Source organism: Bacillus sp. MZGC1 (assembly GCF_002998605.1).
Taxonomy (GTDB): domain Bacteria; phylum Bacillota; class Bacilli; order Bacillales; family Bacillaceae; genus Bacillus.
The window spans coordinates 373,187-396,821 of record NZ_PVRE01000001.1; the positions used below are offsets into that span (position 1 = coordinate 373,187).

General features: G+C 41.1%; 26 protein-coding genes. 22 read left to right on the forward strand and 4 right to left on the reverse strand.

Going from position 1 to position 23,635, the window contains the following annotated elements:
- The first annotated feature begins 18 nt into the window (after positions 1–18).
- The 14 genes from C6Y06_RS01850 (at position 19) to C6Y06_RS01915 (ending at position 11,234) form a co-directional block, all read left to right on the forward strand.
- A complete protein-coding gene (locus C6Y06_RS01850; RefSeq protein WP_060597488.1) occupies positions 19–477 on the forward strand; it encodes a low molecular weight protein arginine phosphatase in 459 nt (152 codons plus the stop codon).
- 140 nt (positions 478–617) lie between these two features.
- Entirely contained in the window at positions 618–1,067 is a 450-nt protein-coding gene (rpiB, locus tag C6Y06_RS01855; protein ID WP_003214714.1) for a ribose 5-phosphate isomerase B, read from the forward strand.
- A gap of 12 nt (positions 1,068–1,079) precedes the next feature.
- Positions 1,080–1,619, forward strand: a complete 540-nt coding sequence (locus tag C6Y06_RS01860) for a TIGR01440 family protein (protein ID WP_058013477.1) — start codon at positions 1,080–1,082, stop codon at positions 1,617–1,619.
- Positions 1,620–1,796: 177 nt separating this feature from the next.
- A complete protein-coding gene (glyA, locus tag C6Y06_RS01865) occupies positions 1,797–3,044 on the forward strand; it encodes a serine hydroxymethyltransferase (RefSeq protein WP_034660289.1) in 1,248 nt (415 codons plus the stop codon).
- 147 nt (positions 3,045–3,191) lie between these two features.
- Positions 3,192–3,821: a uracil phosphoribosyltransferase gene (gene upp, locus C6Y06_RS01870; protein ID WP_003214553.1), complete on the forward strand. Its 630-nt coding sequence runs from the start codon at positions 3,192–3,194 to the stop codon at positions 3,819–3,821.
- Between the two features lie 496 nt (positions 3,822–4,317).
- Positions 4,318–4,701 (forward strand): ATP synthase subunit I, encoded by a 384-nt coding sequence (locus tag C6Y06_RS01875; protein WP_024423731.1) that lies wholly within the window; start codon positions 4,318–4,320, stop codon positions 4,699–4,701.
- A 7-nt stretch (positions 4,702–4,708) separates the two neighbouring features.
- Positions 4,709–5,443, forward strand: a complete 735-nt coding sequence (gene atpB, locus C6Y06_RS01880) for a F0F1 ATP synthase subunit A (RefSeq protein ID WP_003215198.1) — start codon at positions 4,709–4,711, stop codon at positions 5,441–5,443.
- A 48-nt stretch (positions 5,444–5,491) separates the two neighbouring features.
- Complete coding sequence (gene atpE, locus C6Y06_RS01885; protein ID WP_003214968.1) at positions 5,492–5,704, forward strand: F0F1 ATP synthase subunit C; 213 nt, start codon at positions 5,492–5,494, stop codon at positions 5,702–5,704.
- Between the two features lie 120 nt (positions 5,705–5,824).
- Positions 5,825–6,346, forward strand: a complete 522-nt coding sequence (gene atpF, locus C6Y06_RS01890; RefSeq protein WP_034660288.1) for a F0F1 ATP synthase subunit B — start codon at positions 5,825–5,827, stop codon at positions 6,344–6,346.
- A complete protein-coding gene (locus C6Y06_RS01895; RefSeq protein ID WP_034660287.1) occupies positions 6,343–6,888 on the forward strand; it encodes a F0F1 ATP synthase subunit delta in 546 nt (181 codons plus the stop codon). The genes atpF and C6Y06_RS01895 overlap by 4 nt, the downstream gene beginning before the upstream one ends.
- A gap of 16 nt (positions 6,889–6,904) precedes the next feature.
- A complete protein-coding gene (gene atpA, locus C6Y06_RS01900) occupies positions 6,905–8,413 on the forward strand; it encodes a F0F1 ATP synthase subunit alpha (protein ID WP_034660286.1) in 1,509 nt (502 codons plus the stop codon).
- 88 nt (positions 8,414–8,501) lie between these two features.
- Entirely contained in the window at positions 8,502–9,368 is an 867-nt protein-coding gene (locus C6Y06_RS01905) for a F0F1 ATP synthase subunit gamma (RefSeq protein ID WP_034660284.1), read from the forward strand.
- A gap of 24 nt (positions 9,369–9,392) precedes the next feature.
- A complete protein-coding gene (atpD, locus tag C6Y06_RS01910) occupies positions 9,393–10,814 on the forward strand; it encodes a F0F1 ATP synthase subunit beta (RefSeq protein ID WP_034660283.1) in 1,422 nt (473 codons plus the stop codon).
- Positions 10,815–10,838: 24 nt separating this feature from the next.
- The gene (locus C6Y06_RS01915; protein WP_034660282.1) at positions 10,839–11,234 is read left to right on the forward strand and encodes a F0F1 ATP synthase subunit epsilon; all 396 of its coding nucleotides are present in this window, start codon (positions 10,839–10,841) and stop codon (positions 11,232–11,234) included.
- Between the two features lie 40 nt (positions 11,235–11,274).
- On the opposite strand, the gene C6Y06_RS01920 is transcribed toward C6Y06_RS01915, so the two are convergent.
- Entirely contained in the window at positions 11,275–11,781 is a 507-nt protein-coding gene (locus tag C6Y06_RS01920) for a hypothetical protein (RefSeq protein WP_374955720.1), read from the reverse strand.
- A gap of 137 nt (positions 11,782–11,918) precedes the next feature.
- Here C6Y06_RS01920 and C6Y06_RS01925 point away from each other — a divergent pair, with 137 nt between their 5' ends.
- The 6 genes from C6Y06_RS01925 (at position 11,919) to C6Y06_RS01950 (ending at position 17,411) form a co-directional block, all read left to right on the forward strand.
- On the forward strand, positions 11,919–12,149 hold the full coding sequence (locus C6Y06_RS01925; protein ID WP_034660280.1) for a DUF1146 family protein: 231 nt from the start codon (positions 11,919–11,921) through the stop codon (positions 12,147–12,149).
- 128 nt (positions 12,150–12,277) lie between these two features.
- Positions 12,278–13,012 (forward strand): YwmB family TATA-box binding protein, encoded by a 735-nt coding sequence (locus C6Y06_RS01930; protein WP_034660279.1) that lies wholly within the window; start codon positions 12,278–12,280, stop codon positions 13,010–13,012.
- 32 nt (positions 13,013–13,044) lie between these two features.
- Positions 13,045–14,352 carry a UDP-N-acetylglucosamine 1-carboxyvinyltransferase gene (gene murA, locus C6Y06_RS01935; RefSeq protein ID WP_034660278.1) on the forward strand — a complete coding sequence of 436 codons (1,308 nt, stop codon included), beginning with the start codon at positions 13,045–13,047 and terminating at the stop codon, positions 14,350–14,352.
- 254 nt (positions 14,353–14,606) lie between these two features.
- Positions 14,607–15,632 (forward strand): stage II sporulation protein D, encoded by a 1,026-nt coding sequence (gene spoIID / locus C6Y06_RS01940; protein WP_034660277.1) that lies wholly within the window; start codon positions 14,607–14,609, stop codon positions 15,630–15,632.
- Between the two features lie 323 nt (positions 15,633–15,955).
- On the forward strand, positions 15,956–16,654 hold the full coding sequence (locus C6Y06_RS01945) for a VWA domain-containing protein (RefSeq protein WP_080869567.1): 699 nt from the start codon (positions 15,956–15,958) through the stop codon (positions 16,652–16,654).
- A gap of 82 nt (positions 16,655–16,736) precedes the next feature.
- The gene (locus C6Y06_RS01950; protein WP_034660275.1) at positions 16,737–17,411 is read left to right on the forward strand and encodes a VWA domain-containing protein; all 675 of its coding nucleotides are present in this window, start codon (positions 16,737–16,739) and stop codon (positions 17,409–17,411) included.
- Positions 17,412–17,463: 52 nt separating this feature from the next.
- On the opposite strand, the gene C6Y06_RS01955 is transcribed toward C6Y06_RS01950, so the two are convergent.
- Together C6Y06_RS01955 and C6Y06_RS01960 are read right to left on the reverse strand one after the other, a co-directional pair.
- Positions 17,464–19,812: an FdhF/YdeP family oxidoreductase gene (locus C6Y06_RS01955; protein ID WP_066031620.1), complete on the reverse strand. Its 2,349-nt coding sequence runs from the start codon at positions 19,810–19,812 to the stop codon at positions 17,464–17,466.
- A gap of 82 nt (positions 19,813–19,894) precedes the next feature.
- The gene (locus tag C6Y06_RS01960) at positions 19,895–21,160 is read right to left on the reverse strand and encodes an L-lactate MFS transporter (protein ID WP_060597484.1); all 1,266 of its coding nucleotides are present in this window, start codon (positions 21,158–21,160) and stop codon (positions 19,895–19,897) included.
- Between the two features lie 134 nt (positions 21,161–21,294).
- Between C6Y06_RS01960 and fdhD the strand changes: the two genes are divergently transcribed.
- Positions 21,295–22,083, forward strand: a complete 789-nt coding sequence (gene fdhD / locus C6Y06_RS01965; protein ID WP_106030610.1) for a formate dehydrogenase accessory sulfurtransferase FdhD — start codon at positions 21,295–21,297, stop codon at positions 22,081–22,083.
- Positions 22,084–22,093: 10 nt separating this feature from the next.
- A complete protein-coding gene (gene moaA / locus C6Y06_RS01970; RefSeq protein WP_034660268.1) occupies positions 22,094–23,101 on the forward strand; it encodes a GTP 3',8-cyclase MoaA in 1,008 nt (335 codons plus the stop codon).
- 253 nt (positions 23,102–23,354) lie between these two features.
- Here moaA and rpsN read toward each other — a convergent pair whose 3' ends face one another.
- Positions 23,355–23,624: a 30S ribosomal protein S14 gene (gene rpsN / locus C6Y06_RS01975; protein WP_025093900.1), complete on the reverse strand. Its 270-nt coding sequence runs from the start codon at positions 23,622–23,624 to the stop codon at positions 23,355–23,357.
- Positions 23,625–23,635 lie beyond the last annotated feature (11 nt).

Consider the following 23,635-nt stretch of genomic DNA (forward strand, 5'->3'; position numbering starts at 1 on the left):
AGAAAAGGAGGGCGAAAGATGAAAATCTTATTTGTTTGTACGGGAAATACATGCAGAAGTCCTATGGCTCAAGCCCTTTTTGCTTCAATTGCACATGATAAAGGTTTAGAGGTCACTGTTAAATCAGCGGGCATTTTTGCCTTAGATGCTGGGAAGGCTTCTCCTCAAGCGGTCGAAGCATTATTTGAGAAAAGCATTCCACTGAACCATTCTTCATCAAAACTGACAGAGGATCTTCTGCGAGAAGCAGATTACGTCTTCACCATGACCATGCAGCATAAACAGTTGATTGTGGAGCAATATGCGCATGCAAAAGACAAGATCTTCACTCTAAAGGAATTTGCGACAGGAACAGAAGGCGATGTATCCGATCCGTTTGGAGGAAGTCTGTCTGTTTATCAGGAAACACGTGATGAACTTGAAGCATTGCTCTTTCAACTGGCTGAGAGATTGAAAAAAGATCAGACATCCTCATAATGGACAACCTGTAAAACCGTTGCGTCAACGGTTTTTCTGCTTTTGTTTGCAAATGACTAGGCAGAGGTTAAAATATAACTATAAATAAAGAATAAATGTAAGGCATGACAGATCAACTCACCCTTAGGAGGAATTGCCCGATGAAAGTAGCCATTGCATCCGATCACGGCGGAACGAATATTCGTGAAGAAATCAAACAACTGATGGATGAATTGAAGATTGAATACATTGATATGGGTTGTGAATGTGGATCAGGTTCTGTAGACTACCCAGATTATGCTTTTCCTGTAGCTAATATGGTGGCAAACGGAGAAGTCGACCGCGGCATTTTAATTTGCGGGACAGGCATCGGTATGAGCATCTCAGCAAACAAAGTGAAAGGAATTCGCTGTGCGCTGGCGCATGATACATTTAGTGCGAAAGCGACTAGAGAACATAATGATACAAACGTCCTTGCGATGGGAGAGCGAGTTATTGGACCTGGATTAGCACGTGAGATTGCGCACATTTGGCTGACAACAGAATTTACGGCAGGACGACATGCTGTGCGGATTGGTAAAATCGCTGATTACGAAGAAAAGCACCTATAAGGAGCGCTTAACATGAACATTGGTCAAGATTGGCTTGAAATGTTAAAAGAGTTTCATCAAATGGTCGAACTGCGTGCTGGACAAATTTTAGTCATCGGCTGCAGTACATCGGAAGTGGCTGGCGAGCATATTGGTACAGCAGGAAGTGAGCAAATTGCTGCGTCTATCTATCAAGAATTGGATCAGCTAAGACGAGAGACTGGCATTGAGCTCGCTTTCCAGTGCTGTGAGCATCTGAATCGTGCTCTTGTTGTGGAAGAAGAAGTGGCTTTCCGGCTTAACCTAGAGATTGTAGCGGCAGTACCTGTCCGAAAGGCGGGTGGTTCGATGGCGGCTCATGCGTATCAGCACATGGAACATCCTGTGTTAGTTGAATCCATCGAGGCGCATGCTGGAATCGATATCGGTGATACATTGATTGGGATGCATCTAAAGAGAGTCGCTGTACCTGTTCGCCTCAGTCGTCATCAATTAGGACATGCACATGTGACGTTTGCGAAAACGCGTCCGAAGCTGATTGGCGGAGAACGAGCGGTTTATACAAGATCATAGCTTAGATATATTTCTAATATAATGTTGAATGATGAAGACGCTTCACCGCTTGAATATTCGGTTTTTCGCAAAAAAAGAAGTCGATTTCCCAAAAAAACTTTTACATTTCACTCAAAAACCGTGTACAATGAGATGGTGAAAACATCGAATGGAAATAGATTGGAGAGGATTTCGCTGATGAAACATTTACCTGAGCAAGACGCACAAGTATTCAAGGCAATTCAACTAGAGCGGAAACGCCAGCAGGACAAAATTGAATTAATTGCATCAGAAAACTTTGTAAGCGAAGCAGTCATGGAAGCGCAGGGCTCTGTATTAACAAACAAATATGCAGAGGGCTACCCTGGTAAACGCTACTATGGCGGCTGTGAACATGTAGACGTTGTAGAAGATATCGCACGTGACCGCGCAAAAGAAATTTTTGGTGCTGAGTATGTGAACGTACAGCCTCACTCAGGTGCTCAAGCGAATATGGCCGTATACTTTACCATTCTTGAGCATGGCGATACAGTGCTAGGTATGAACTTATCACATGGCGGGCATTTAACGCACGGAAGCCCTGTCAACTTTAGTGGTGTACAGTACAACTTTGTAGAATATGGTGTCGATAAAGAAACGCAGCATATCGACTACCAAGATGTACTTGAAAAAGCACGTGAACATAAGCCAAAGCTAATTGTAGCGGGTGCAAGTGCATACCCACGTCAAATTGATTTCAAAAAGTTCCGTGAGATTGCGGATGAAGTCGGTGCTTACTTTATGGTCGACATGGCTCACATTGCGGGTCTTGTTGCAGTAGGTCTTCATCCAAATCCAGTTCCATATGCAGATTTTGTGACAACGACAACTCACAAAACATTGCGTGGACCTCGCGGCGGAATGATCCTATGCCGTGAAGAGTTTGGTAAAAAGATCGACAAATCGATCTTCCCTGGTATTCAAGGTGGACCACTGATGCATGTCATCTCTGCAAAAGCTGTTTCTTTCGGTGAAGTATTGAACGGAGATTTCAAAACATATGCACAAAACGTCATTGATAATGCAAAGCAGCTAGCTGAAACCCTGTTATCTGAAAATATTCAGCTTGTATCTGGTGGAACGGATAACCATCTTGTTCTCATCGACTTGCGTTCTCTTGGCATCACAGGAAAAATTGCAGAAAATGTTCTTGATGAAATCGGTATTACAGTGAACAAAAATGCGATTCCTTATGATCCAGAAAAACCTTTTGTCACAAGTGGTGTACGTGTTGGTACAGCAGCAGTGACAAGCCGTGGTTTCGATCAAGAGGCGATGAAAGAAGTCGGTTCCATTATTGCGCTTGCTCTAAAACATCATGAAGATGAAGCGAAATTAGAAGAAGCGAAAAAGCGTGTATCTGATCTAACTGCCCGCTTCCCTCTATATAACGAATTAGATTATTAAAAAGCAGACCCATTTGCCTATTATTGGCATGTGGGTTTTTTTTGTAGGATTTGCGAATCATATTGAAAGATGACGTCTTTTTATGTAGAATTGTAGGAAGTGTGCAAAGTTCACCGGAAGATGACAGAAAAGGAGTTGTAGCAAGCAATGGCAAAGGTTTATGTATTTGATCACCCGCTTATTCAGCACAAACTTACATATATTCGTGACGTTCATACAGGAACAAAAGAATTTAGAGAGCTAGTGGATGAAGTCGCAACATTAATGGCATTTGAAATCACAAGAGACTTACCGCTTGAAGAGGTAGATGTAGAAACACCTGTACAAGTAGCCAAATCAAACGTGATCTCAGGGAAGAAACTCGGTGTTGTGCCAATTTTAAGAGCAGGTCTTGGAATGGTGGACGGGATTTTGAAACTCATTCCAGCTGCTAAAGTGGGACATGTCGGTTTATACCGTGATCCGAAAACATTAAAGCCTGTTGAATATTATGTGAAGCTTCCATCTGATGTGGAAGAGCGTGAATTTATCGTAGTAGATCCAATGCTTGCAACTGGCGGTTCAGCAGTCGAAGCATTGAACAGCTTGAAAAAACGCGGGGCGAAAAACATTCGCTTCATGTGTCTGATTGCTGCCCCTGAAGGTGTAGAAGAAATGCAAAAGCATCATCCTGATGTTGATATCTACATTGCAGCATTAGATGAGAAATTGAACGAAAAAGGCTACATTATCCCAGGTCTTGGTGATGCTGGTGACCGTATGTATGGAACGAAATAACATGTTTTAATAAAAGCCCACATGCAAACGTGCATGTGGGCTTTTTGAAATATATGACAAACGGTTGATATCGTTCTTAGAAAAATCAATGTATACTGAACATTAGCTGTTTTTTTCAATGAATGTCACGTGTCTCCTAAAGTTTGATGAAATTGTGAACATTTTGTGTGCTCTATCACTATAGAAAAGTTTTTTAACTTTCAACGGATTGACACATCATAGACGCTATTGTATGCTAAACGAGGGTATTATGGTAAGGTTTTCATAGCCTATAGCACTCTACTAATCCTCATTGTGAACCCTTTAATTATCAGGGTTTGTATCAGCGAATGAAGCAACATCCCATAGATCTTTAGATTTCAAGTCTGATTGTGCAATTAGACCGATGGGTGATTGATTTTTTTCGAACAGGACTGCTTATCATAAGCGTCTTCTACGCAGTTTTCATCACCAATTATCACCTTTTTTACAATATTTTTCATCGGGAGTCAGATGAATGAACGATCCAAACGCGATTTTCCGCAGACAGAGTAAATATATGTTCTATCTATTGGCAATTTTTGTGTTTGGCTATGCCATGCCTGGTTTTAAACCACTGTTTCTTGGTTTCATTATCGGCACAATTTTTGCTTTCTTTAATTTATTCCTACTTATACGGAGAATGCACGCTTTTGATCGAGCGGTTAAAAAAGGAAAATCCATTCGTTCAATGGGAAGTACAGCCAGGTGGGCCAACGCAATTCTCGCAGTAGCGATTGCTTGGCGTTACCCTAATGAAGTTCATCTGGCAGGTGTTGTTATAGGATTAATGACAATATATCCTGTCATTATGATAGATTCCTTCATTCAACTTAAACGTTCTACTATGGAAGAGAGGTGAATACTCTTTGGGTCACAGTTCAAAAACGACAGAATTTTTAGGGTTAACGTTCAACTTATCCAATGTTCTCATGATTACGATTGCTAGTATCATCGTTCTTCTCATAGCGGTGCTGACTACTCGTGTTCTGTCTATTCGTCCGACAAAGGCGCAGAACTTCATGGAATGGATTGTTGATTTTGTTCGAAATATCATAGGTAGTTCGATGGACATGAAAACAGGAGCCCCATTTCTAGCGCTTGGCGTTACATTACTCATGTACATATTTGTTTCAAACATGCTTGGACTGCCATTCTCGATTACGGTCGATCACAACTTGTGGTGGAAATCACCAACAGCAGACCCTGCAATCACAATGACACTAGCGATTATGGTCATGGGATTGACACATTACTACGGTGTCAAGGCAAAAGGAGTCAAGGAATATACGAAAGACTACTTCAGACCAATTCCGCTTTTAGTACCATTGAAACTTATTGAAGAATTTGCAAACACGCTAACACTTGGTTTGCGTCTTTATGGAAACATTTTTGCTGGAGAGATTCTTCTTGGTTTGCTTGCAGGACTTGCGACCAATTTCTACACGCAAAACATTGCACTTGGTATCGTTGGTACATTAGGTGCCATCGTGCCGATGATTGTATGGCAGGCATTCAGTTTGTTTGTCGGAACAATCCAAGCATTTATCTTCACCATGCTGACAATGGTGTACATTTCCCATAAAGTCAGCGATGAACACTAAAAAATTGAGAGTCCAAAAAGGACGTTATTTTAAAGGAGGAGCTTTTTAATGAATTTAATAGCAGCAGCAATTGCAATCGGTTTGGGAGCACTAGGAGCAGGTATTGGTAACGGTCTAATCGTATCTAAAACAGTTGAAGGAATCGCTCGTCAGCCAGAAGCTGGTAGAGAACTAAGAACACTTATGTTCATCGGGGTCGCTTTAGTTGAGGCACTTCCAATTATCGCTGTCGTTATCGCATTCTTGGCATTCTTTGGTTAATATGTGAGAAGCGTTCTAATATGAATTTTAATGGCGAAGATCAGATTAGTTCGAAACTTCGCCATTCCTTTATGTTTTGTTTCTTAACATATTATTTAAAGAAGGGAGTTGCCGTACTAAATGTCTCAGTTACCAGTGGTTTTAGGAGCAGGTGGCTTAAGTTTCAACGCCGGGGATATGTTATTCCAGCTTATCGCTATGCTCATCCTGCTTGCACTTTTAAAGAAATTTGCGCTTAAACCTTTATTAGGTATTATGAAGCAGCGTGAAGATTATATAGGAAATGAAATTTCAAGTGCTGAACAAAAGCACGTTCAAGCTGAAAAGCTTCTTGAAGAACAACGTGTCTTATTGAAAGAAGCACGCGAAGAATCACATACACTCATCGAAAATGCGAAAAAGATTGGTGAGAAACAAAAAGAAGAGATCATTCAAGCAGCACGTCAAGAGTCAGAGCGCTTGAAAGAGTCTGCTAGAACTGAAATCGTGAAAGAAAAAGAACAAGCTGTGGCTGCACTGCGTGAGCAGGTTGCATCACTATCTGTACTCATTGCATCTAAAGTGATTGAAAGAGAACTTGATGAGCAAGCACAAGAGAAATTGATTCAAGAGTATCTTAAAGAGGCAGGCGAAAGCCGATGAGCGTGACTATTGTCTCTAAGCGTTACGCTTCTGCTCTTTTTGACATCGTTCTTGCTTCTTCGGCAGTAGACGAAACTGAAAAAGAGCTGAATGAGATCAAAAAAGTTCTAAAGGCTGACCAAGAATTGAATGACTTTCTTGTTCATCCAAAGATTACGGCAGACAAAAAGAAACATTTGATTGCAGAAGCTTTCAAAGGTGTTTCGACACATGTATTGCACACCATGTATTTATTGATTGACCGCGGACGCACGAATATTTTCTCTGAAATGACGTCTGAGTTTGTGAAACTTGCAAACCGCACGAAACAAATAGACGATGCGGTCGTGTATTCAGTGAAACCGCTGAGCGGCGCTGAAATTCAATCTTTATCTGAAGTATTTGCCAAAAAAGCCGGAGTCACATCACTGCGTGTTGAAAATGTGATTGACAAGGATCTAATAGGCGGAGTGAAAATCCGTATCGGAAACCGCATTTATGACGGCAGTGTCAGCGGAAAGCTTTCCCGCATTGAACGTCAGCTTGCAGGCGAAAATCGTTAGAAGGGGTGAAACCTTAGTGAGTATCAAAGCTGAAGAGATTAGCGCGCTGATAAAGCAGCAAATCCAAAACTATCAATCTGAAATTGAAGTAAAAGATGTCGGTACAGTCATTCAAGTAGGGGACGGTATCGCGCGTGTACATGGCCTTGACAACATTATGGCAGGAGAGCTGGTTGAGTTCTCTAACGGTGTAATGGGTATGGCTCAAAACCTTGAGGAGTCTAACGTAGGTATCGTGATTTTAGGACCTTACAAAGATATCCGTGAAGGTGACGATGTAAAACGTACAGGTCGTATCATGGAGGTTCCAGTAGGTGAAGAATTAATCGGACGTATTGTGAACCCACTTGGTCAGCCTGTTGATGGACTAGGTCCAATCTTAACGAGCAAAACTCGTCCAATCGAAAGTGAAGCACCAGGCGTTATGGACCGTAAATCTGTACATGAGCCGCTTCAAACAGGGATTAAAGCAATTGATGCCTTGATTCCAATCGGACGCGGACAGCGTGAATTGATCATTGGTGACCGTCAAACAGGTAAAACATCTGTTGCAATTGATACGATCCTAAACCAAAAAGATCAAGACATGATCTGTATTTATGTAGCGATCGGACAAAAGGAATCAACGGTTCGTGGTGTTGTTGAAACACTTCGTAAGCATGGTGCGCTTGATTACACAATCGTAGTCACAGCTTCTGCATCACAGCCAGCCCCGCTTCTTTACCTTGCTCCTTATGCAGGTGTAACGATGGGTGAGGAATTCATGTATAACGGCAAGCACGTACTTGTTGTATATGATGACCTTTCTAAACAAGCGGCAGCTTACCGTGAGCTTTCATTATTGCTTCGTCGTCCTCCAGGTCGTGAGGCATTCCCTGGTGATGTTTTCTATCTTCACTCTCGTTTATTAGAGCGTGCAGCGAAGCTTAGTGACGAAAAGGGTGGCGGTTCTATCACAGCATTGCCTTTCGTAGAAACGCAAGCTGGCGATATCTCTGCATATATCCCAACAAACGTTATTTCAATCACAGATGGACAGATTTTCTTACAATCTGATCTCTTCTTCTCAGGCGTACGTCCAGCAGTAAACGCAGGATTGTCTGTATCTCGTGTAGGTGGTTCTGCACAAATCAAAGCGATGAAAAAGGTAGCAGGTACACTTCGTCTGGATCTTGCTTCTTATCGTGAGCTTGAAGCATTCGCTCAGTTTGGATCTGATCTAGACCAAGCGACTCAAGCAAAATTAAACCGTGGTGCTAGAACAGTTGAAGTCTTAAAACAAGACTTGAACAAACCGCTTAAAGTTGAAAAACAAGTAGCGATTCTTTATGCACTTACAAGAGGATACTTAGACGATGTCGCGATTGCTGATGTCAAACGTTTTGAAGCTGAGTTATTCATGTACATTGAAGAAAACCATAAAGACTTGTTTGACACCATCTCTCAAACAGGAAACATGCCTGCTGATGAAGAGTGGAATACAGCAATCGAAGGCTTTAAACGTACGTTTGCACCAAGCAACTAATTAGTAATCTTTCCGAGAGAAAAAGATTCTCTTTTTCTCTCTTTTCACGTAAATGAACACGGATTCCTGAAAAAAGGTGGTGAAATCTTTGGCCTCATTACGCGATATAAAGTCAAGGATCACGTCAACGAAAAAATCGAGTCAGATCACAAAAGCGATGCAAATGGTATCAGCTGCGAAACTGAATCGTGCTGAAAACAATGCGAAGTCTTTTGTTCCTTACATGGAGAAAATCCAGGAAGTGGTTGCTGCAATCGCAACTGGAACAAGTGCTAAGCACCCAATGCTTCTTTCAAGACCTGTCAAGAAAACAGGGTATCTCGTCATTACATCTGATCGGGGGCTTGCAGGACCTTTTAACAGCTCGATTTTGCGTGCCGCTTACCAAACCATTCAATCTCGTCATCAATCCGCTGATGAATATGCGGTGATTGTGATTGGTAAAATCGGACGCGACTTCTTCAAAAAGCGCGGTATTCCAGTTATTTCTGAAGTAACAGGGCTTGGAGACGAAGTAGCGTTTGCTGATATTAAAGAATTAGCAAGCAGTACAGTTCAAATGTTCTCTGATGAAGCGTTTGACGAACTTTACATGTTCTACAACCACTTTGTCAGTGCCATTTCACAAGAAGTAACAGAGAAGAAATTATTGCCGCTAACGGACCTTTCGGCCGCAGCGACACCAAATAAACGTTCCGCATCTTATGAGTTTGAGCCTTCTGAAGAAGAAATTCTTGAAGTTCTCCTTCCTCAATATGCAGAGAGTTTGATTTTCGGTGCGCTTCTTGACAGCAAAGCAAGTGAACATGCTGCAAGGATGACAGCAATGAAGAGTGCAACAGACAACGCAAAAGAATTGATCGACAACCTGACACTCTCTTATAACCGTGCTCGTCAAGCAGCGATTACACAAGAGATTACAGAAATTGTCGGCGGAGCAGCTGCCTTAGAATAGAAATAATTGTCAGGAGGGAATGCAATGAAAACAGGACGCATCAGTCAGATCATGGGACCAGTCGTAGACGTTCATTTTGAAGACGGTCACTTGCCTGAGATTTATAATGCGATCAGAGTTTCGCATAAAGCGGAAAGCGAAAGTGAAGTTACTATCGACTTAACTTTAGAAGTAGCACTACATTTAGGTGATAATACAGTCAGAACCATCGCAATGGCATCAACAGACGGTGTGAAGCGCGGTATGGAAGCTGTAGACCTTGGAAAACCAATTTCAGTACCAGTTGGTAACGTAACACTTGGACGTGTATTCAACGTACTGGGAGATAACATTGACTTAGATGAGCCACTTGGTGTGGAAGCCCAAAGAGATCCAATCCACAGACAAGCGCCTTCTTTTGATCAACTTTCTACAGAAGTTGAAATTCTTGAAACGGGTATTAAAGTTGTTGACCTTCTTGCTCCTTACATCAAGGGTGGAAAGATCGGTCTATTCGGTGGAGCCGGTGTAGGTAAAACCGTTCTGATTCAAGAATTGATCAACAACATCGCACAAGAACACGGCGGTATTTCTGTATTCGCTGGTGTTGGAGAGCGTACACGTGAAGGAAACGACCTTTACTACGAAATGAAAGATTCTGGCGTTATCGAAAAAACAGCCATGGTCTTCGGCCAAATGAACGAGCCGCCAGGTGCACGTATGCGTGTTGCCCTAACTGGTTTGACAATGGCAGAGCATTTCCGTGATGAACTAGGTCAAGACGTATTGTTCTTCATCGATAACATCTATCGTTTTACCCAAGCAGGTTCTGAAGTATCAGCCCTTCTTGGACGTATGCCTTCAGCGGTAGGTTATCAGCCGACACTTGCAACAGAAATGGGTCAGCTGCAAGAGCGTATCACGTCTACAAACGTAGGATCGGTTACATCGATTCAAGCGATCTATGTACCTGCGGATGACTATACGGATCCAGCTCCAGCAACAACGTTCGCTCACCTTGATGCAACGACAAACCTTGAGCGTAAGCTGACTGAAATGGGTATTTACCCAGCGGTTGATCCTCTTGCTTCAACATCTCGTGCACTTGCACCTGAGATCGTTGGCGAAGAGCATTATGCCATTGCGCGTGAAGTGCAGCAAACATTGCAGCGTTATAAAGAACTACAAGATATCATTGCCATTTTAGGTATGGATGAATTATCTGAGGACGATAAGCTTGTGGTACACAGAGCGCGTCGTGTTCAATTCTTCCTATCTCAAAACTTCCACGTAGCAGAGCAGTTCACTGGCCAAAAAGGTTCTTACGTGCCATTGAAAGAAACTGTTAAAGGCTTCAAGGAAATCTTATCTGGTAAATACGATCACCTTCCAGAAGATGCATTCCGCTTAGTTGGACGCATTGAAGAAGTGGTTGAAAAAGCCAAAGAGATGGGTGTAGAGGCCTAATCTGGTCCTTAGGAGGGTAAAAGCATGAAGACCGTTCAAGTCAATATCGTTACTCCCGACGGCCCAGTGTATGAAGCGGATGTGGAAATGGTCAGTGTCAGAGCAGAAAGCGGTGAGCTTGGTATTTTAGCTGGCCACGTTCCAATGGTTGCTCCGCTAAAAATCGGTGCAGTTCGCTTAAAACATAGTGGATCAACTGAATTGGTTGCAGTAAGTGGCGGATTTGTTGAAGTTCGCCCTGAACAAGTAACCATTCTTGCTCAGGCCGCTGAAACATCAGATAAAGTTGATGTCGATCGTGCTAAATCAGCGAAACAGCGTGCTGAAGAGCATTTGAACCACCCGAATGAAAGTGATGTACGCCGGGCGGAACTCGCATTAAAACGGGCGTTAAACCGTTTAAATGTAGCAGGGAAATAAAACAGAAAATCCTTCTTATCACAATGATAAGAAGGATTTTTTAGAATGACATGAGAGATTGGTACATCGACACATACGGGTGAGAATCCTGTTTTTCAAGATATAAGTGCTCGCAAAACTGCGTACTATGCCACGTTTTATTGTGCCGGCGCAAACCAAGCGTATATTGATGCGGAGAGTCCATATAAGGCCGCACGACCCAGTCAGCATCTGAATGATGACGGAGGACAACCTCTCCCATATACACACTCATCATCGCTTCTAATGCATCTATTGGCATTTTCCACTCAGCAAACAGCTGCTTGGTAAATGCATCAAAGTATAGTGATTCTAACTGATACAGGCTTTCCTCAGAATAATCCAAAGAAATGTTATGAAAATGACACAATTGCGCTAATTCTTCTAGCTGTGTCTGTCTATAATCAAAGTAGAAAGCAATGGCCTCCCATTCATGATCAAATGAGGGAACCAGTTCTCCGTACAAATCAACAAAGTCAGGAAAAGAATCTTTCAATGTGTTCAGCTCCTTCCACACGCAGTATATCATCTCCCTGGCACCAGGATAAGAGGGGATTTACTCTAAATATAGCTCTTTTTTCCAAATGATTCATCTTTCCGATTTTCGAGGATATAATGAAAGGGAGTTTTCCTTTACAGAAATAAATAAAAGGAGGATTCAACTGTATGGAAGACGTAGGACAACAAGCCATCGTGAGTATTGTGATCCACCTGTTTTTTATTGCGGTAACATGGTGGGCATTGCTTGCCGTAAATATTGATCCACTGATTAAAAAAGGGAAAATCGTTCAGGCAAGATTGCTGATGATGCTCATTACCATTGCCATCGCATCTGCAGTCAGCAATTTCTTCCTTGATTACTTAAATTTCTCTAGACAAATTCCTTATATGTTCTAACATAAAAGGTTTGGTCACTACCTTATGCGGGAACGTAAAAAGAAGCGTCAAAAGTACGGCCTTTGATGACTTTTCCACGTATGCATAGACCTCCTTGCGGCAACACTTGTAGCAAGGGGGAATGACAAGTGAGAAAGTATGTAAAAGGTTGGCCATTATTTGCGTTTATTCTTTTTTTTGTTCTGATGATTCAAGGTGTTCGTGCGGAAGAATCTTCTCCGCTCGCCCAAATAGCAGAAGGTCTGAAAAACCAGCAAATTGAAGTAGATGGATGGACCCTTCACGCCAAAACAAATGTAGACATTTCATCCGAACAATTTTCAAAAAAAGTGCAACGTTTGAAAGACGAACTACGACAGTATGAGTGGACCGAAAAAGAAGAGAAACATGTCACCAAAGTCACAGGAATTTACAAAGATGAAAAAAATGATACTTTATCGAAAATTTTACTCGTGAAGACCGACACAAAATCCAATCAAAAGTCGTATTTATTATATGAGCAAAAAGGTGCTCGCCCACTGAATACCTGGGAGCATACATATGATCAGTTCGTACGTCATGCAAAAAGCATATTACAAGAGAAATTTGTAATTTTTACTTGTCTCGATGGTCATGTAAATGGTATGATGGATGTTGTTTTGCAAAAAAAAGCTGAAACGTTAGCAAATGAATTTCAAGCAAAACCAGTTGAGTATCTCGTTGAGTCTAATTTTGTGTCGCTTTCCGCTTACACAGATAAGTGGGAACAGTTCATTATGACTTCAAATGATAAAATGAATGTTCAAATTGCCATCAGAAGTTCGGAAATGAACGAAAATCATACGATTACGGTTGGCACACCAATCGTAACGACTGAATATTAATATAGAGAATTTGGGACGCGGAGGGGAAGACCTTGGAAAAAATCATCGTCCGCGGCGGTCAAAAGTTAAACGGCACAGTTAAAGTAGAAGGCGCAAAAAATGCCGTTTTACCAGTTATCGCTGCATCTTTGTTAGCAAGTACAGAAAAAAGCGTAATTTGTGATGTACCTACGCTCTCCGATGTATATACAATCAATGAAGTGTTACGTCATTTAGGAGCAGAAGTACATTTTGAAAATAACGAAGTATCAGTGGATGCATCTCATGCACTAGAAACTGAGGCTCCGTTTGAGTATGTCCGTAAAATGCGAGCGTCTGTGCTCGTCATGGGACCACTTTTAGCAAGAACAGGTCATGCAAGAGTTGCATTACCTGGAGGCTGTGCGATTGGTTCAAGACCAATTGACCAGCATTTAAAAGGCTTTGAAGCAATGGGAGCTAAAATTCAAGTAGGAAATGGTTTCATCGAGGCTGAAGTAAAAGGCCGTTTAAAAGGTGCGAAAATCTATTTGGATTTCCCAAGTGTCGGTGCAACTGAAAACATCATCATGGCAGCAGCATTAGCTGAAGGAACAACGATTTTAGAAAACGTAGCAAAAGAACCTGAAATTGTTGATTTGGCAAACTACATCAATGCCATGGGCGGTAAGGTTCGCGGAGCTGGTACTGGTACAATCAAAATCGAAGGTGTGGAAACACTTCACGGTGCAAAACACAACATCATCCCTGACAGAATTGAAGCAGGTACTTTCATGGTGGCAGCAGCTATTACAGAAGGAAATGTTCTTGTAAAGGGCGCAGTGCCAGAGCACATGACATCACTTGTAGCAAAAATGGAAGAAATGGGTATTCAGATCATTGAAGAAGAAGAAGGTTTAAGAGTCATTGGACCATCTGAGCTCAAGCCAATCGATCTAAAAACAATGCCACATCCTGGTTTCCCAACGGATATGCAATCTCAGATGATGGCGCTATTGCTTCGTGCGAACGGAACAAGCATGATTACAGAAACGGTGTTTGAAAACCGCTTTATGCATGCTGAAGAATTCCGCCGCATGAATGGCGATATTAAAATTGAGGGTCGCTCTGTGATTATCAACGGGCCGGTTCAACTTCAAGGTGCTGAAGTATCAGCGACTGATTTAAGAGCAGGAGCAGCACTTGTACTTGCTGGATTAGTAGCAGAAGGTCATACACGTGTCACGGAGTTGAAGCATATCGATCGTGGTTATGTGAACTTCCACCAGAAGCTTGCAGCAATCGGTGCAGATATTGAAAGAGTAAACGATGAAACAGCAGATGTGACACAAGAACAAGTTGTATCAGATCTGAACGCGTAATTATAAAGAAATCAGTGTGTCCATGGGGCATGCTGATTTTTTTTAGAATCATAGAATGCTTTATTTTTAAAGCTTATCATTAGTGTATCCAACCATCTTAAATTTTATTCATAAAGACGAACAGTAAAATCAGTTGATAAACAGCCTCATATCTTCATCAAAAGACTTGTCCACTGAATGAAAGAAGCTGTCATATTAGCTTGTCCCCGCCCATAGGATAAAAGAGATTCAATGACAAATGGGGGCAGCCAAATATGAAACCAATGATATGGACAATCGCAGGAATATGCATCATTATTTTAATGATTCCAACTTTACTTGTGTTGCCGACGTTTCAAGGGAAACCGGAGGTAAGCCAGCATGTATCAGCGGAGCCATCAGTTAAAAAAGAAGTGAAGGGTACAGTCAAATTGAAGCAATCACCCGTCGCTATCCCCGTCTATCGTTCAGCTCATCAGCAGGTAGAAAACATCCCCTTAGAAGAGTATGTGATCGGTGTCGTAGCGTCTGAAATGCCAGCTGATTTTGAAATGGAAGCACTCAAGGCACAGGCACTCGCTGCAAGAACGTATATCGTCAGACAAATGATCATCGATAAGACCGTCAAATCACCAAAGGGCTCTCTTGTAGATGACACCCAAATGTTCCAAGTTTATAAAAACAAGCAGGAACTCAAGAAAATTTGGGGGAAAGCGTACAATTGGAAGTTAAAAAAAGTCACAGAAGCTGTCGCCAGCACACAAGGAAAAGTGCTGACTTATGATGAGAAGCCAATTGATGCCTCATTCTTTTCAACAAGTAACGGAAAAACGGAAAATGCCGAAGCTTATTGGAAAAACGAAATCCCATATTTGAAAAGTGTCTCAAGTAAATGGGACGAAAAATCGCCAAAATTTCAAAATAAGAAAACCATCACAGTTAGTGAATTTCAGCAAAAATTAGGTGTGACGCTCACTCAGCAGGCTCAGGTAGGACAGATAGTAGAACGGACGCCAGGAAATCAAGTAGCGAAAGCCGTAATAAACGGTAAAACACTGACAGGCAGAGACATTCGAGAGTCACTAGGACTTCATTCAGCGGACTTTACATGGGAACGACAGGGCCAGCAAATTATCATTACGACAAAAGGGTATGGCCATGGGGTTGGAATGAGTCAGTATGGTGCGCACTATATGGCACAGTCAGGCAAAAAAGTAGAGGCTATCGTGAAACATTATTATAAAGGGATTCAAATTGAATCAGCTGAACGTTTTCTCAACACGTATATGGCTAAAAAATAAAGCAAAGTTGCCTCAGAAATGGGGCATCTTTTTTTGTGTTCCAAGAGGTTTGAACAGAATGTGTCAATTTGCGACTTAAGACGCACCTCAGGAAATCTTAAACATTTACGTCCCGACAAGAACCGATGGCCGATACAAAGCCCCTCGAAAGAAGGAGAAAACAAAAGAAAAAATGATGTGTTAGGTGAATATATCTAGACAACTGACAGATTTTTAGTGATTTTGATGAAAGAGAAAAAGGGACCGAGTCCTATACCATTCTAAGACAGAATATTTTACGATTAAGATGTTTCAATTAAATACATAAGGAGGAAGGAAAAATGATGTTGAAAAAAGTATTTACACTCGTAACCTTAGCTGTATTGACATTATCTATGTCAATCTCTTCACCAGTATTTGCAAAAGCATCTACAGTCAAAAAACATAACAAAGATGTAAGAGTTACTATCTTACTTGATGCAAGTGGAAGCATGGCAAGAAAAGTAGAGGGAGAACGCAAATTTGACCTCGCAAAACAAGAGGTATTTAAATTTGCTCAGTCACTTCCAAAAGACGCTAAAATTCGTATGAGCTTGTTTGGCTCTGAAGGTAACAACAAAAATTCAGGTAAAGCTCAATCATGTGAAGTCATTAGAGGCGTTTATGGCGTACAGCCTTACGAAAAAGAAAGCTTTGAAAACTCTTTAAACGGACTTGGACCAAATGGCTGGACACCGATTGCTCGTGCTCTTGAAAATGCAAAGCAAACGGATGAACAGCTTAATGGTGGAACAAAACATATTGTGTACCTAATCACTGATGGTGAAGAAACTTGTGGCGGAGATCCAGTAAAAGTAGCAAAAGAATTGCATAACTCAAAAGGATCGACTGTTGTTAATGTGATCGGATTAGACTTTAACGATGGCTATGAAGGTCAATTGAAGCAAGTAGCCAAAGCGGGTAAAGGCCAATACTACCAAGCAAGCACTGGTAAAGAAATGGGTTCTATCTTGTCGGCAGAATCATTAAAACTACACGAATAACTTGCTGAACAAAAGGGAAACGATTGATGTATGCTATCGTTTCTCTTTTTCTGTACAAATGTAAAAAGGGAGGTTTTTATGAATGAAACGAAATATTGTATTAACCATTTTGGCTAGTCTTGTCCTGCTTCTTTCTTCACCAGCTCATGCTGTGACAAAACAGGAGCCTGCTCATGTGGTGATATTACTTGATTTAAGCGGCAGCATGGCACAATCAGTTGAAGGCGAAAAGAAAATCGATATCGCCAAACGTTCTATTCAAAGCTTCGCAAGTATTTTATCAGAAGATACACAAGTCCTGCTACGTGTGTTTGGTCATGAAGGAACCAATAAAAATGCAGGAAAAGCAGTTTCTTGTGGAAGCTCTGAAGCCGTTTACGGATTTGGATCATATGAGCCATCAACATTTCAGCAAGCACTGAATGTGTATAAGCCGACCGGCTGGACACCACTTGCAAAAGCATTAACAGATACGAAACAAGATTTTGAAGATCACCAGGCTGAAGGAAAAAATATTGTCTATGTCGTCAGTGATGGTAAAGAAACTTGTGGAGGAAGCCCTTCACAAGCAGCAAAGGAATTACATGAAGACGGAATTGACACCATTGTCAATATCATCGGCTTTGACGTGAATGAAAAAGAAGCAAAAAGTCTAAAGTCTGTTGCAAAAGCGGGTGGTGGACAATATCAACCGGCTGCGAATGCCGAAGAATTGAATCACATTCTACAAAATGAAGCGAGCGCTTTTGGTCAGTAGGATATGAATGGGAGCTGGGGATTGTTTTCCCCAGCTGTTTTTTAGTTGAAGATCAATTCAAAGTAGTTTCTAATTCATCAATTCGTTTCTCCACGTAGTGCTGATCTTTTCTTGCATGAAAAGTTTCGGCTTTTTCTAATATTGCCGCCGTATTATACTCGGGAATCTGTGAGTAGCTCTCATACACACCCTTTGGAATTAAAACGTTCCCTTCAGGCCAATAAACAGCGATATTGCCACGTTTCAAATCCCCGAATTGAGCCACTCCTTGATAGGACCCATATTGATTAAACAAGACAACTGGATCACCTTCTTGGACATAAAGTTCTTTTGCATCTTCGTTATTCATCAAGATAGAATGACGCTTCCCACCATTAAAGGCATCCTTTTCACTATAGATCATGGAGTTGAATTGCTTTCCTCTTCTTGTCGTGATATTAAAATGTCCTTCCGTTTTTCGGTATTGAGGCAGCTGGGCAGGAAGAAGATGTCCTTTGCCGTCCGGTGTTGGACACTCCCCGTCTTCACATAGCCATGCGCCACCCCATTGAAAAACGTCTCCTTTATGACGCAAATGCTGGATGCCGTCATAGTTTCGATTTGCGACCGCAATCTCACGGCGAATGTCTTCAGCCGTTTCGAAATGAATCAGCTCAGCATCTTCTGGCCGGACTCTTTTTGCAAGATCAATATAAATGTCCCATTCTGCTCTGGCTTCCTCAATACGAGGTCCTTCAATTTCTGGACTGAAATATACCATGCGTTCCGTACTAGTTGATGTACCGCCGCCTGGCTGTTCATATCTTGTCATAGCAGGCAGAACAATTACCGTCTCTTCTGCCTCTACAAGTGTAGAGGTATTCAAAATGATATCTTGATGGACACGGAGTTCAAGCTCAGATAAAGCTTTTTCGATCGCATCTGGATTTGGCATCGTTTCTAAAAAGTTTCCGCCGCTCGTAAATAGCATTTTGAGTTTTTGCGGATGTTCTTTTGGGAGAGCCATTTTCTCAAAGGATTGCCCAATGGTGTCACCATGCCATTTCGGAATGTCAAACCCCCAAATTTTTTCGATTCTTTCAATATTCTCTTCATCAAAATCACTGCCCGGCAAAACGAATGGATCAGCACCCATTTCACCAGAACCTTGAACGCCGCTATGCCCTCGAATTGGCATGACACCACAATGTTTCCTGCCAATAAATCCACGTAACATAGCAAGGTTGGCGACCTGTGATATATTATCAGTTGCAAAGCGGTGCTGGGTAAGACCCATACTCCAAATAAAAACGCCTGAATTGGCATTGGCAAGGAGGATCGCAAATTCCTTCATTCTTTCTTTTGATAAGCCTGATGATGCTTCTAGGTCCTCCCACTTCAACTGTGCGGCATGCTGCTTTAAATCCTGTATGCCGGTAGTATGGGCTTGAATAAATTCATGATCAAGAGCGGAATGGGGAGCATGCTGCTCCATGTCAAACCAATGTTTGATGACGCCGTTCATAAACGCAATATCGCCGCCTATATTGACTTGATAGAAATCATCCGCGATTTTTGTGCCGAATAGAGCACTTTCTGGAATAGAGGGAACCCAGTACTTTTCCATGGCAGGCTCTTTGTACGGATTGATGACAATAATTTTGGTTCCTTTCTTTTTCGCCGCATACATATATTTAGTGGAAACGGGCTGATTGTTTGCTGCGACAGATCCCCAAAAAATTAAGACATCCGTTCCGATCCAATCGTTGTAATTACAGCTGGAGGCTCCTATACCAAGGGATCGTTTAAGAGCGGTTTTGCTCGGTGAATGACAAATGCGAGACGCATTATCAATATGATTTGTCCCGATAAAGCGAGCTGCCTTCGCAGCGGTATAATAGACTTCATTTGTAATTCCTCTAGCCGTTAAATAGAAAGCGAGCTGCCGTTTATCAATTGATTTGATTTTAGCTGCGATTTGATCTAATGCATCATCCCAGGAAATACGCGTAAAAGCATTGTCACCTTTTTTTCGAATCAGTGGATAAGGAATACGGCCAAGTTTGCGAAGAGAGGTGCTGTCCATTTGTTTGAGCTGTTGAATATCTTCGAACCATTTTGGATCAATAGCTGGCATTGTATTAAGACGAAGTACATTTAGTCTTGTGGTGCATATATGAGGTCCTGCGAGCGTTTGGTCATATAACCCTGAAACACCCAGGGCACAGCCATCACACACGCCCTGCGTTAAAATACGATATGCATAGGGGAGATTATCCTTGTTTTCCCATGCCACTTTCATCGTATCTCGAATGTGTTTCGGTTTTACTTTTCCAAGCCCCATAGGCGCAAAAGAGGCCCATAGCTTTGGTGAGGGTTTTTTATTAAGCTTAATAGGCCCCTTATGTTTTGTTTTCCCCATGATATCATCACCCTCCTATTACTTTATGAAGCGTTTTCATATCTAAAAATTACCTTTAGATTGTGATTCTGTCAAATTCAAATTAAGGTCGGGCTGAGACAGAAGAAGTAGCAGTAAGGTTTGTTTCTCTAAGCTGTTGAATATCTTTCCGTATGAGAAGAGATATGATAAAAGCGATGAAAAATAAGCCAGAGAACACCATCAGACTTTGCGTGTAGTTACCTGTTATATCTCGAATAAAGGATGAAAATAAAGGTCCAGCTAAACCAGCAGCGGCCCAGGCAGTCAGAATATAACCGTGTATGGCACCAAGTTGTTTCGTGCCAAATAAATCCCCAATATAGGCTGGAATTGAAGCAAACCCTCCTCCATAGCACGTATAAATGATCGCCATCACGATTGAAAAGACGAGCGGTTCTTTTAAATAAGGGAGTAAAGGAAAGGCAATGAGCTGGATACTAAAGAAGATTGTATACGTATTCGGCCTTCCGATATAATCTGAGAAGGATGCCCAGCCAATCCGCCCTAAACCATTAAAAGCACCTAAAATACCAACAAGGGCAGCTGCAGCACCTGCAGTGAATCCAACACTTTCTTGTGCAAGAGGCGATGCAACTGAAATAATGGCAATTCCGCATGTGATATTAATAAAGAGCATGAGCCACAAATAATAAAAACGTCGTGTTTTGATCGCTTCATTTGCTGTAAGCTGTGATAAATCCTGAGGGATTTTTCTTTGATTTGTTTTTAACACGTCAAACTGTTTGACGTCTTCAGATGTTGGTGGTGATAAATAAAGAGATGAGATCACCATGATCATAAAATAGGAAATTCCAAGAATGTAAAAGGTATTTGCGATGTTCACTTTTTCAATGAGATATTGGATAATTGGGCTGCAAATAAGAGAAGCAAATCCAAAACCCATAATAGCTAAGCCGGTTGCAAGTCCTCTTCGGTCCGGAAACCATTTCACTAAAGTTGATACAGGTGCAATGTAACCTACTCCTAATCCTATCCCAGCGAGTACACCATAAAATAAATAGAGGAGAGGGAGTGAGGACATGTGGACAGCGAACCCTGATCCTGTCATTCCGATACCGAAGAAAATGGCTGAGAAAAGCCCCGATGCTCTTGGACCATACCTTTCAACGAAATGCCCCATGAAAGCAGCAGATAATCCTAAAAATAAAATAGCAATACTGAAGGTCAAGCTTATTTCTGTCAATGACCACTGAAAAGCTTGATGTAAAGGATTCGTAAAAACACTCCAAGCATAAACAGACCCAATAGATAAATGAATTCCTACAGCACTTGTTGCAATGAGCCAGCGATTTTTCGATTTGTTCATTTTGTTCCCCCCATATAAAGCAATCAAAAAGTTTGATAAGATAGGAATATGTTACAATTTTATGACTTTTTAAAATAATATCATAATTTGATTGGATCATATAACTAAATTTGTGCTGAAAGGAAGATCATACAATGAATCCTTCTGTTAAAAAGAAACGAGTCATACACCAATACAGTGAAGGCCAATTTACTTGCAAAACAGATGAAGTTGTAGAAGAATTCCCTTTAACTGTGATCGTGAATGGAGAGGAATTTGTGACACTTGTTTGTTCACCAGATCATTTGAAAGAATTGGTTATCGGTTTTTTAGCTTCAGAAGGAGTCATTCGATTTGAAAATGAGATTAAAAGGTTTACAATAGATGAAAGTATGGGCTTTGCATATGTTGATTTAGTTCACCCAAGCGGATTTCAGTCATCAGATTTTACAAAGCGAGTGATTGGTTCTTGTTGTGGGAAAGGGAGACACTTTTATTTTCTCCAAGATGTGAAAACGGCAAAAACAGCCATTGATCGAATCAACATTTCTGCTGAAACCTGTATGCATCTAATGAAGTGTTTACAAGAAGAAAGCCAATTATTTCAACATACTGGTGGTGTGCATAATGCTGGACTGTGTGACACAGAGAAGCTATTCATCACTAGAACTGATATAGGAAGACATAATGCTTTAGATAAAATCTATGGATACTGTTTACTTCATCGAATTCCACTTAGAGATAAAATCCTTGTGTTTAGCGGCCGGATATCGTCAGAAGTTTTATTGAAGGCAGCAAAACTAGGAGTGTCGATCGTCATCTCAAAATCAGCACCTACTGAGCTGGCGCTTAATATGGCAGAAGAATTAAATATCACGACAGTTGGATTCGTCAGAGGAAAATCTTTTAATATCTACACTCACCATCAGCGTATTACAGAATAGGAGGCAAAGTATGGACAGTATATTGGATAAGAGACATCGACCATTGCGCGATTTAAGAATATCAGTAACAGATCGCTGTAACTTTAGATGTACGTACTGTATGCCTGCTGAAATTTTTGGACCAGATTATCCTTTTTTGAATAAAGAAGAACTGCTTAGTTTCGAAGAAATTGAACAGCTTGCTACCCTTTTTGCAAAGGACTTAGGTGTGGTGAAAATACGCATCACGGGTGGTGAACCTTTAATGCGAAAAGATTTGCCTATCTTAATAGAAAAGCTCTCAAAAATTCCAGGAATCGAAGACATTGCTATGACAACCAATGGAACGCTTTTACCTTTATATGCTGATAAGTTAAAGAAAGCAGGTCTTCAGAGAGTCACCATTAGTTTGGATTCATTAAATCCTGACCGTTTTATGCAAATGAACGGAAGGAATATTTCTATCCAAAAAGTGTTTGATGGGATTGAGGCTGCAAAAAAAGCTGGACTTGCTATTAAGATCAATATGGTTGTTCAAAAAGGTGTGAATGATCAGGATGTTTTACCAATGGCAGCTTACTTTAAAAAAGAAGGACATGTTCTCAGATTTATCGAGTTTATGGATGTTGGAAATACGAACAAATGGAATCTAGAGCATGTCATGACAAAGAAAGAGATCATTGGTCTAATTGATTCAACATTTCCTATCAAACCAGAACCTCCTCAATATCCAGGTGAAGTAGCCAACCGATTCTTTTATAAAGATGGTTCAGGAGAGATAGGCATTATTTCTTCTGTTTCAGATGCTTTTTGTGGAACATGTAACAGAGCGAGGCTTTCTGCTCGCGGTGAATTGTTTACATGTCTTTTTGCATCGTCGGGTTTTGATCTGAAACGGGTGATTCGCTCGGCTAAAGATAATGAAGATATAAAGAATATATTGAAGGAACTATGGTCGAATAGACATGATCAATATTCAGCCGAGAGAGAACAGAAGAAAGATCAGAAAAAAGTTGAAATGTCATACATCGGTGGGTAGTGACAACAAAGTATCATGATCATGTATTTTTGAAAAGAAGAGAAAAAGTCATAATCATTGTTGACAATCTTTTTTTGAAATAGGTCTATTCATCTTATGAATCCAGTCATTATAAAAAACCAGCAGAAACTCTGCTGGTTTTTAAAATGTTATTTTGTAGCTCAAAAAGGTTTAGAAATGCCTGGAAAATAGAATTTTAAACATTTTTTGCTACTTTACTTTTATGAGAGCTGTGATAAGATCAACTCAATCTTTACCAGCTCGATTTTTTTACTCCTGGGATGTGGCCCTTATAGGCAAGCTCACGAAAAGCAATTCTAGACATTTTAAATTTTCGTAAGTAACCTCTAGGGCGGCCGGTTAATTCACAGCGGTTTTTTAAACGGGTAGGGGAAGAGTCTCTAGGTAATTTCCGTAAAGCTTCATAGTCACCTTTTTCTTTTAACTCTTTTCTTAATTCTGCATATTTCAATACAAGCTGCTGCCGCTTTTTTTCTTTAGCAATCTTAGATTTCTTTGCCACTTAAAACCCTC

What these genes read in the sequence shown, in the direction of transcription:
- C6Y06_RS01950 (WP_034660275.1), top strand. Translation starts at nt 16,737, where the DNA reads ATGAAACGAAATATTGTATTAACCATTTTGGCTAGTCTTGTCCTGCTT.
- rpiB (WP_003214714.1), top strand. Translation starts at nt 618, where the DNA reads ATGAAAGTAGCCATTGCATCCGATCACGGCGGAACGAATATTCGTGAA.
- C6Y06_RS01945 (WP_080869567.1), top strand. Translation starts at nt 15,956, where the DNA reads ATGTTGAAAAAAGTATTTACACTCGTAACCTTAGCTGTATTGACATTA.
- atpE (WP_003214968.1), top strand. Translation starts at nt 5,492, where the DNA reads ATGAATTTAATAGCAGCAGCAATTGCAATCGGTTTGGGAGCACTAGGA.
- fdhD (WP_106030610.1), top strand. Translation starts at nt 21,295, where the DNA reads ATGAATCCTTCTGTTAAAAAGAAACGAGTCATACACCAATACAGTGAA.
- C6Y06_RS01925 (WP_034660280.1), top strand. Translation starts at nt 11,919, where the DNA reads ATGGAAGACGTAGGACAACAAGCCATCGTGAGTATTGTGATCCACCTG.
- C6Y06_RS01955 (WP_066031620.1), bottom strand. Translation starts at nt 19,812, where the DNA reads ATGGGGAAAACAAAACATAAGGGGCCTATTAAGCTTAATAAAAAACCC.
- glyA (WP_034660289.1), top strand. Translation starts at nt 1,797, where the DNA reads ATGAAACATTTACCTGAGCAAGACGCACAAGTATTCAAGGCAATTCAA.
- moaA (WP_034660268.1), top strand. Translation starts at nt 22,094, where the DNA reads ATGGACAGTATATTGGATAAGAGACATCGACCATTGCGCGATTTAAGA.
- C6Y06_RS01960 (WP_060597484.1), bottom strand. Translation starts at nt 21,160, where the DNA reads ATGAACAAATCGAAAAATCGCTGGCTCATTGCAACAAGTGCTGTAGGA.
- atpD (WP_034660283.1), top strand. Translation starts at nt 9,393, where the DNA reads ATGAAAACAGGACGCATCAGTCAGATCATGGGACCAGTCGTAGACGTT.
- C6Y06_RS01875 (WP_024423731.1), top strand. Translation starts at nt 4,318, where the DNA reads ATGAACGATCCAAACGCGATTTTCCGCAGACAGAGTAAATATATGTTC.
- upp (WP_003214553.1), top strand. Translation starts at nt 3,192, where the DNA reads ATGGCAAAGGTTTATGTATTTGATCACCCGCTTATTCAGCACAAACTT.
- C6Y06_RS01895 (WP_034660287.1), top strand. Translation starts at nt 6,343, where the DNA reads ATGAGCGTGACTATTGTCTCTAAGCGTTACGCTTCTGCTCTTTTTGAC.
- spoIID (WP_034660277.1), top strand. Translation starts at nt 14,607, where the DNA reads ATGAAACCAATGATATGGACAATCGCAGGAATATGCATCATTATTTTA.
- C6Y06_RS01860 (WP_058013477.1), top strand. Translation starts at nt 1,080, where the DNA reads ATGAACATTGGTCAAGATTGGCTTGAAATGTTAAAAGAGTTTCATCAA.
- C6Y06_RS01850 (WP_060597488.1), top strand. Translation starts at nt 19, where the DNA reads ATGAAAATCTTATTTGTTTGTACGGGAAATACATGCAGAAGTCCTATG.
- atpF (WP_034660288.1), top strand. Translation starts at nt 5,825, where the DNA reads ATGTCTCAGTTACCAGTGGTTTTAGGAGCAGGTGGCTTAAGTTTCAAC.
- C6Y06_RS01915 (WP_034660282.1), top strand. Translation starts at nt 10,839, where the DNA reads ATGAAGACCGTTCAAGTCAATATCGTTACTCCCGACGGCCCAGTGTAT.
- C6Y06_RS01920 (WP_374955720.1), bottom strand. Translation starts at nt 11,781, where the DNA reads ATGATATACTGCGTGTGGAAGGAGCTGAACACATTGAAAGATTCTTTT.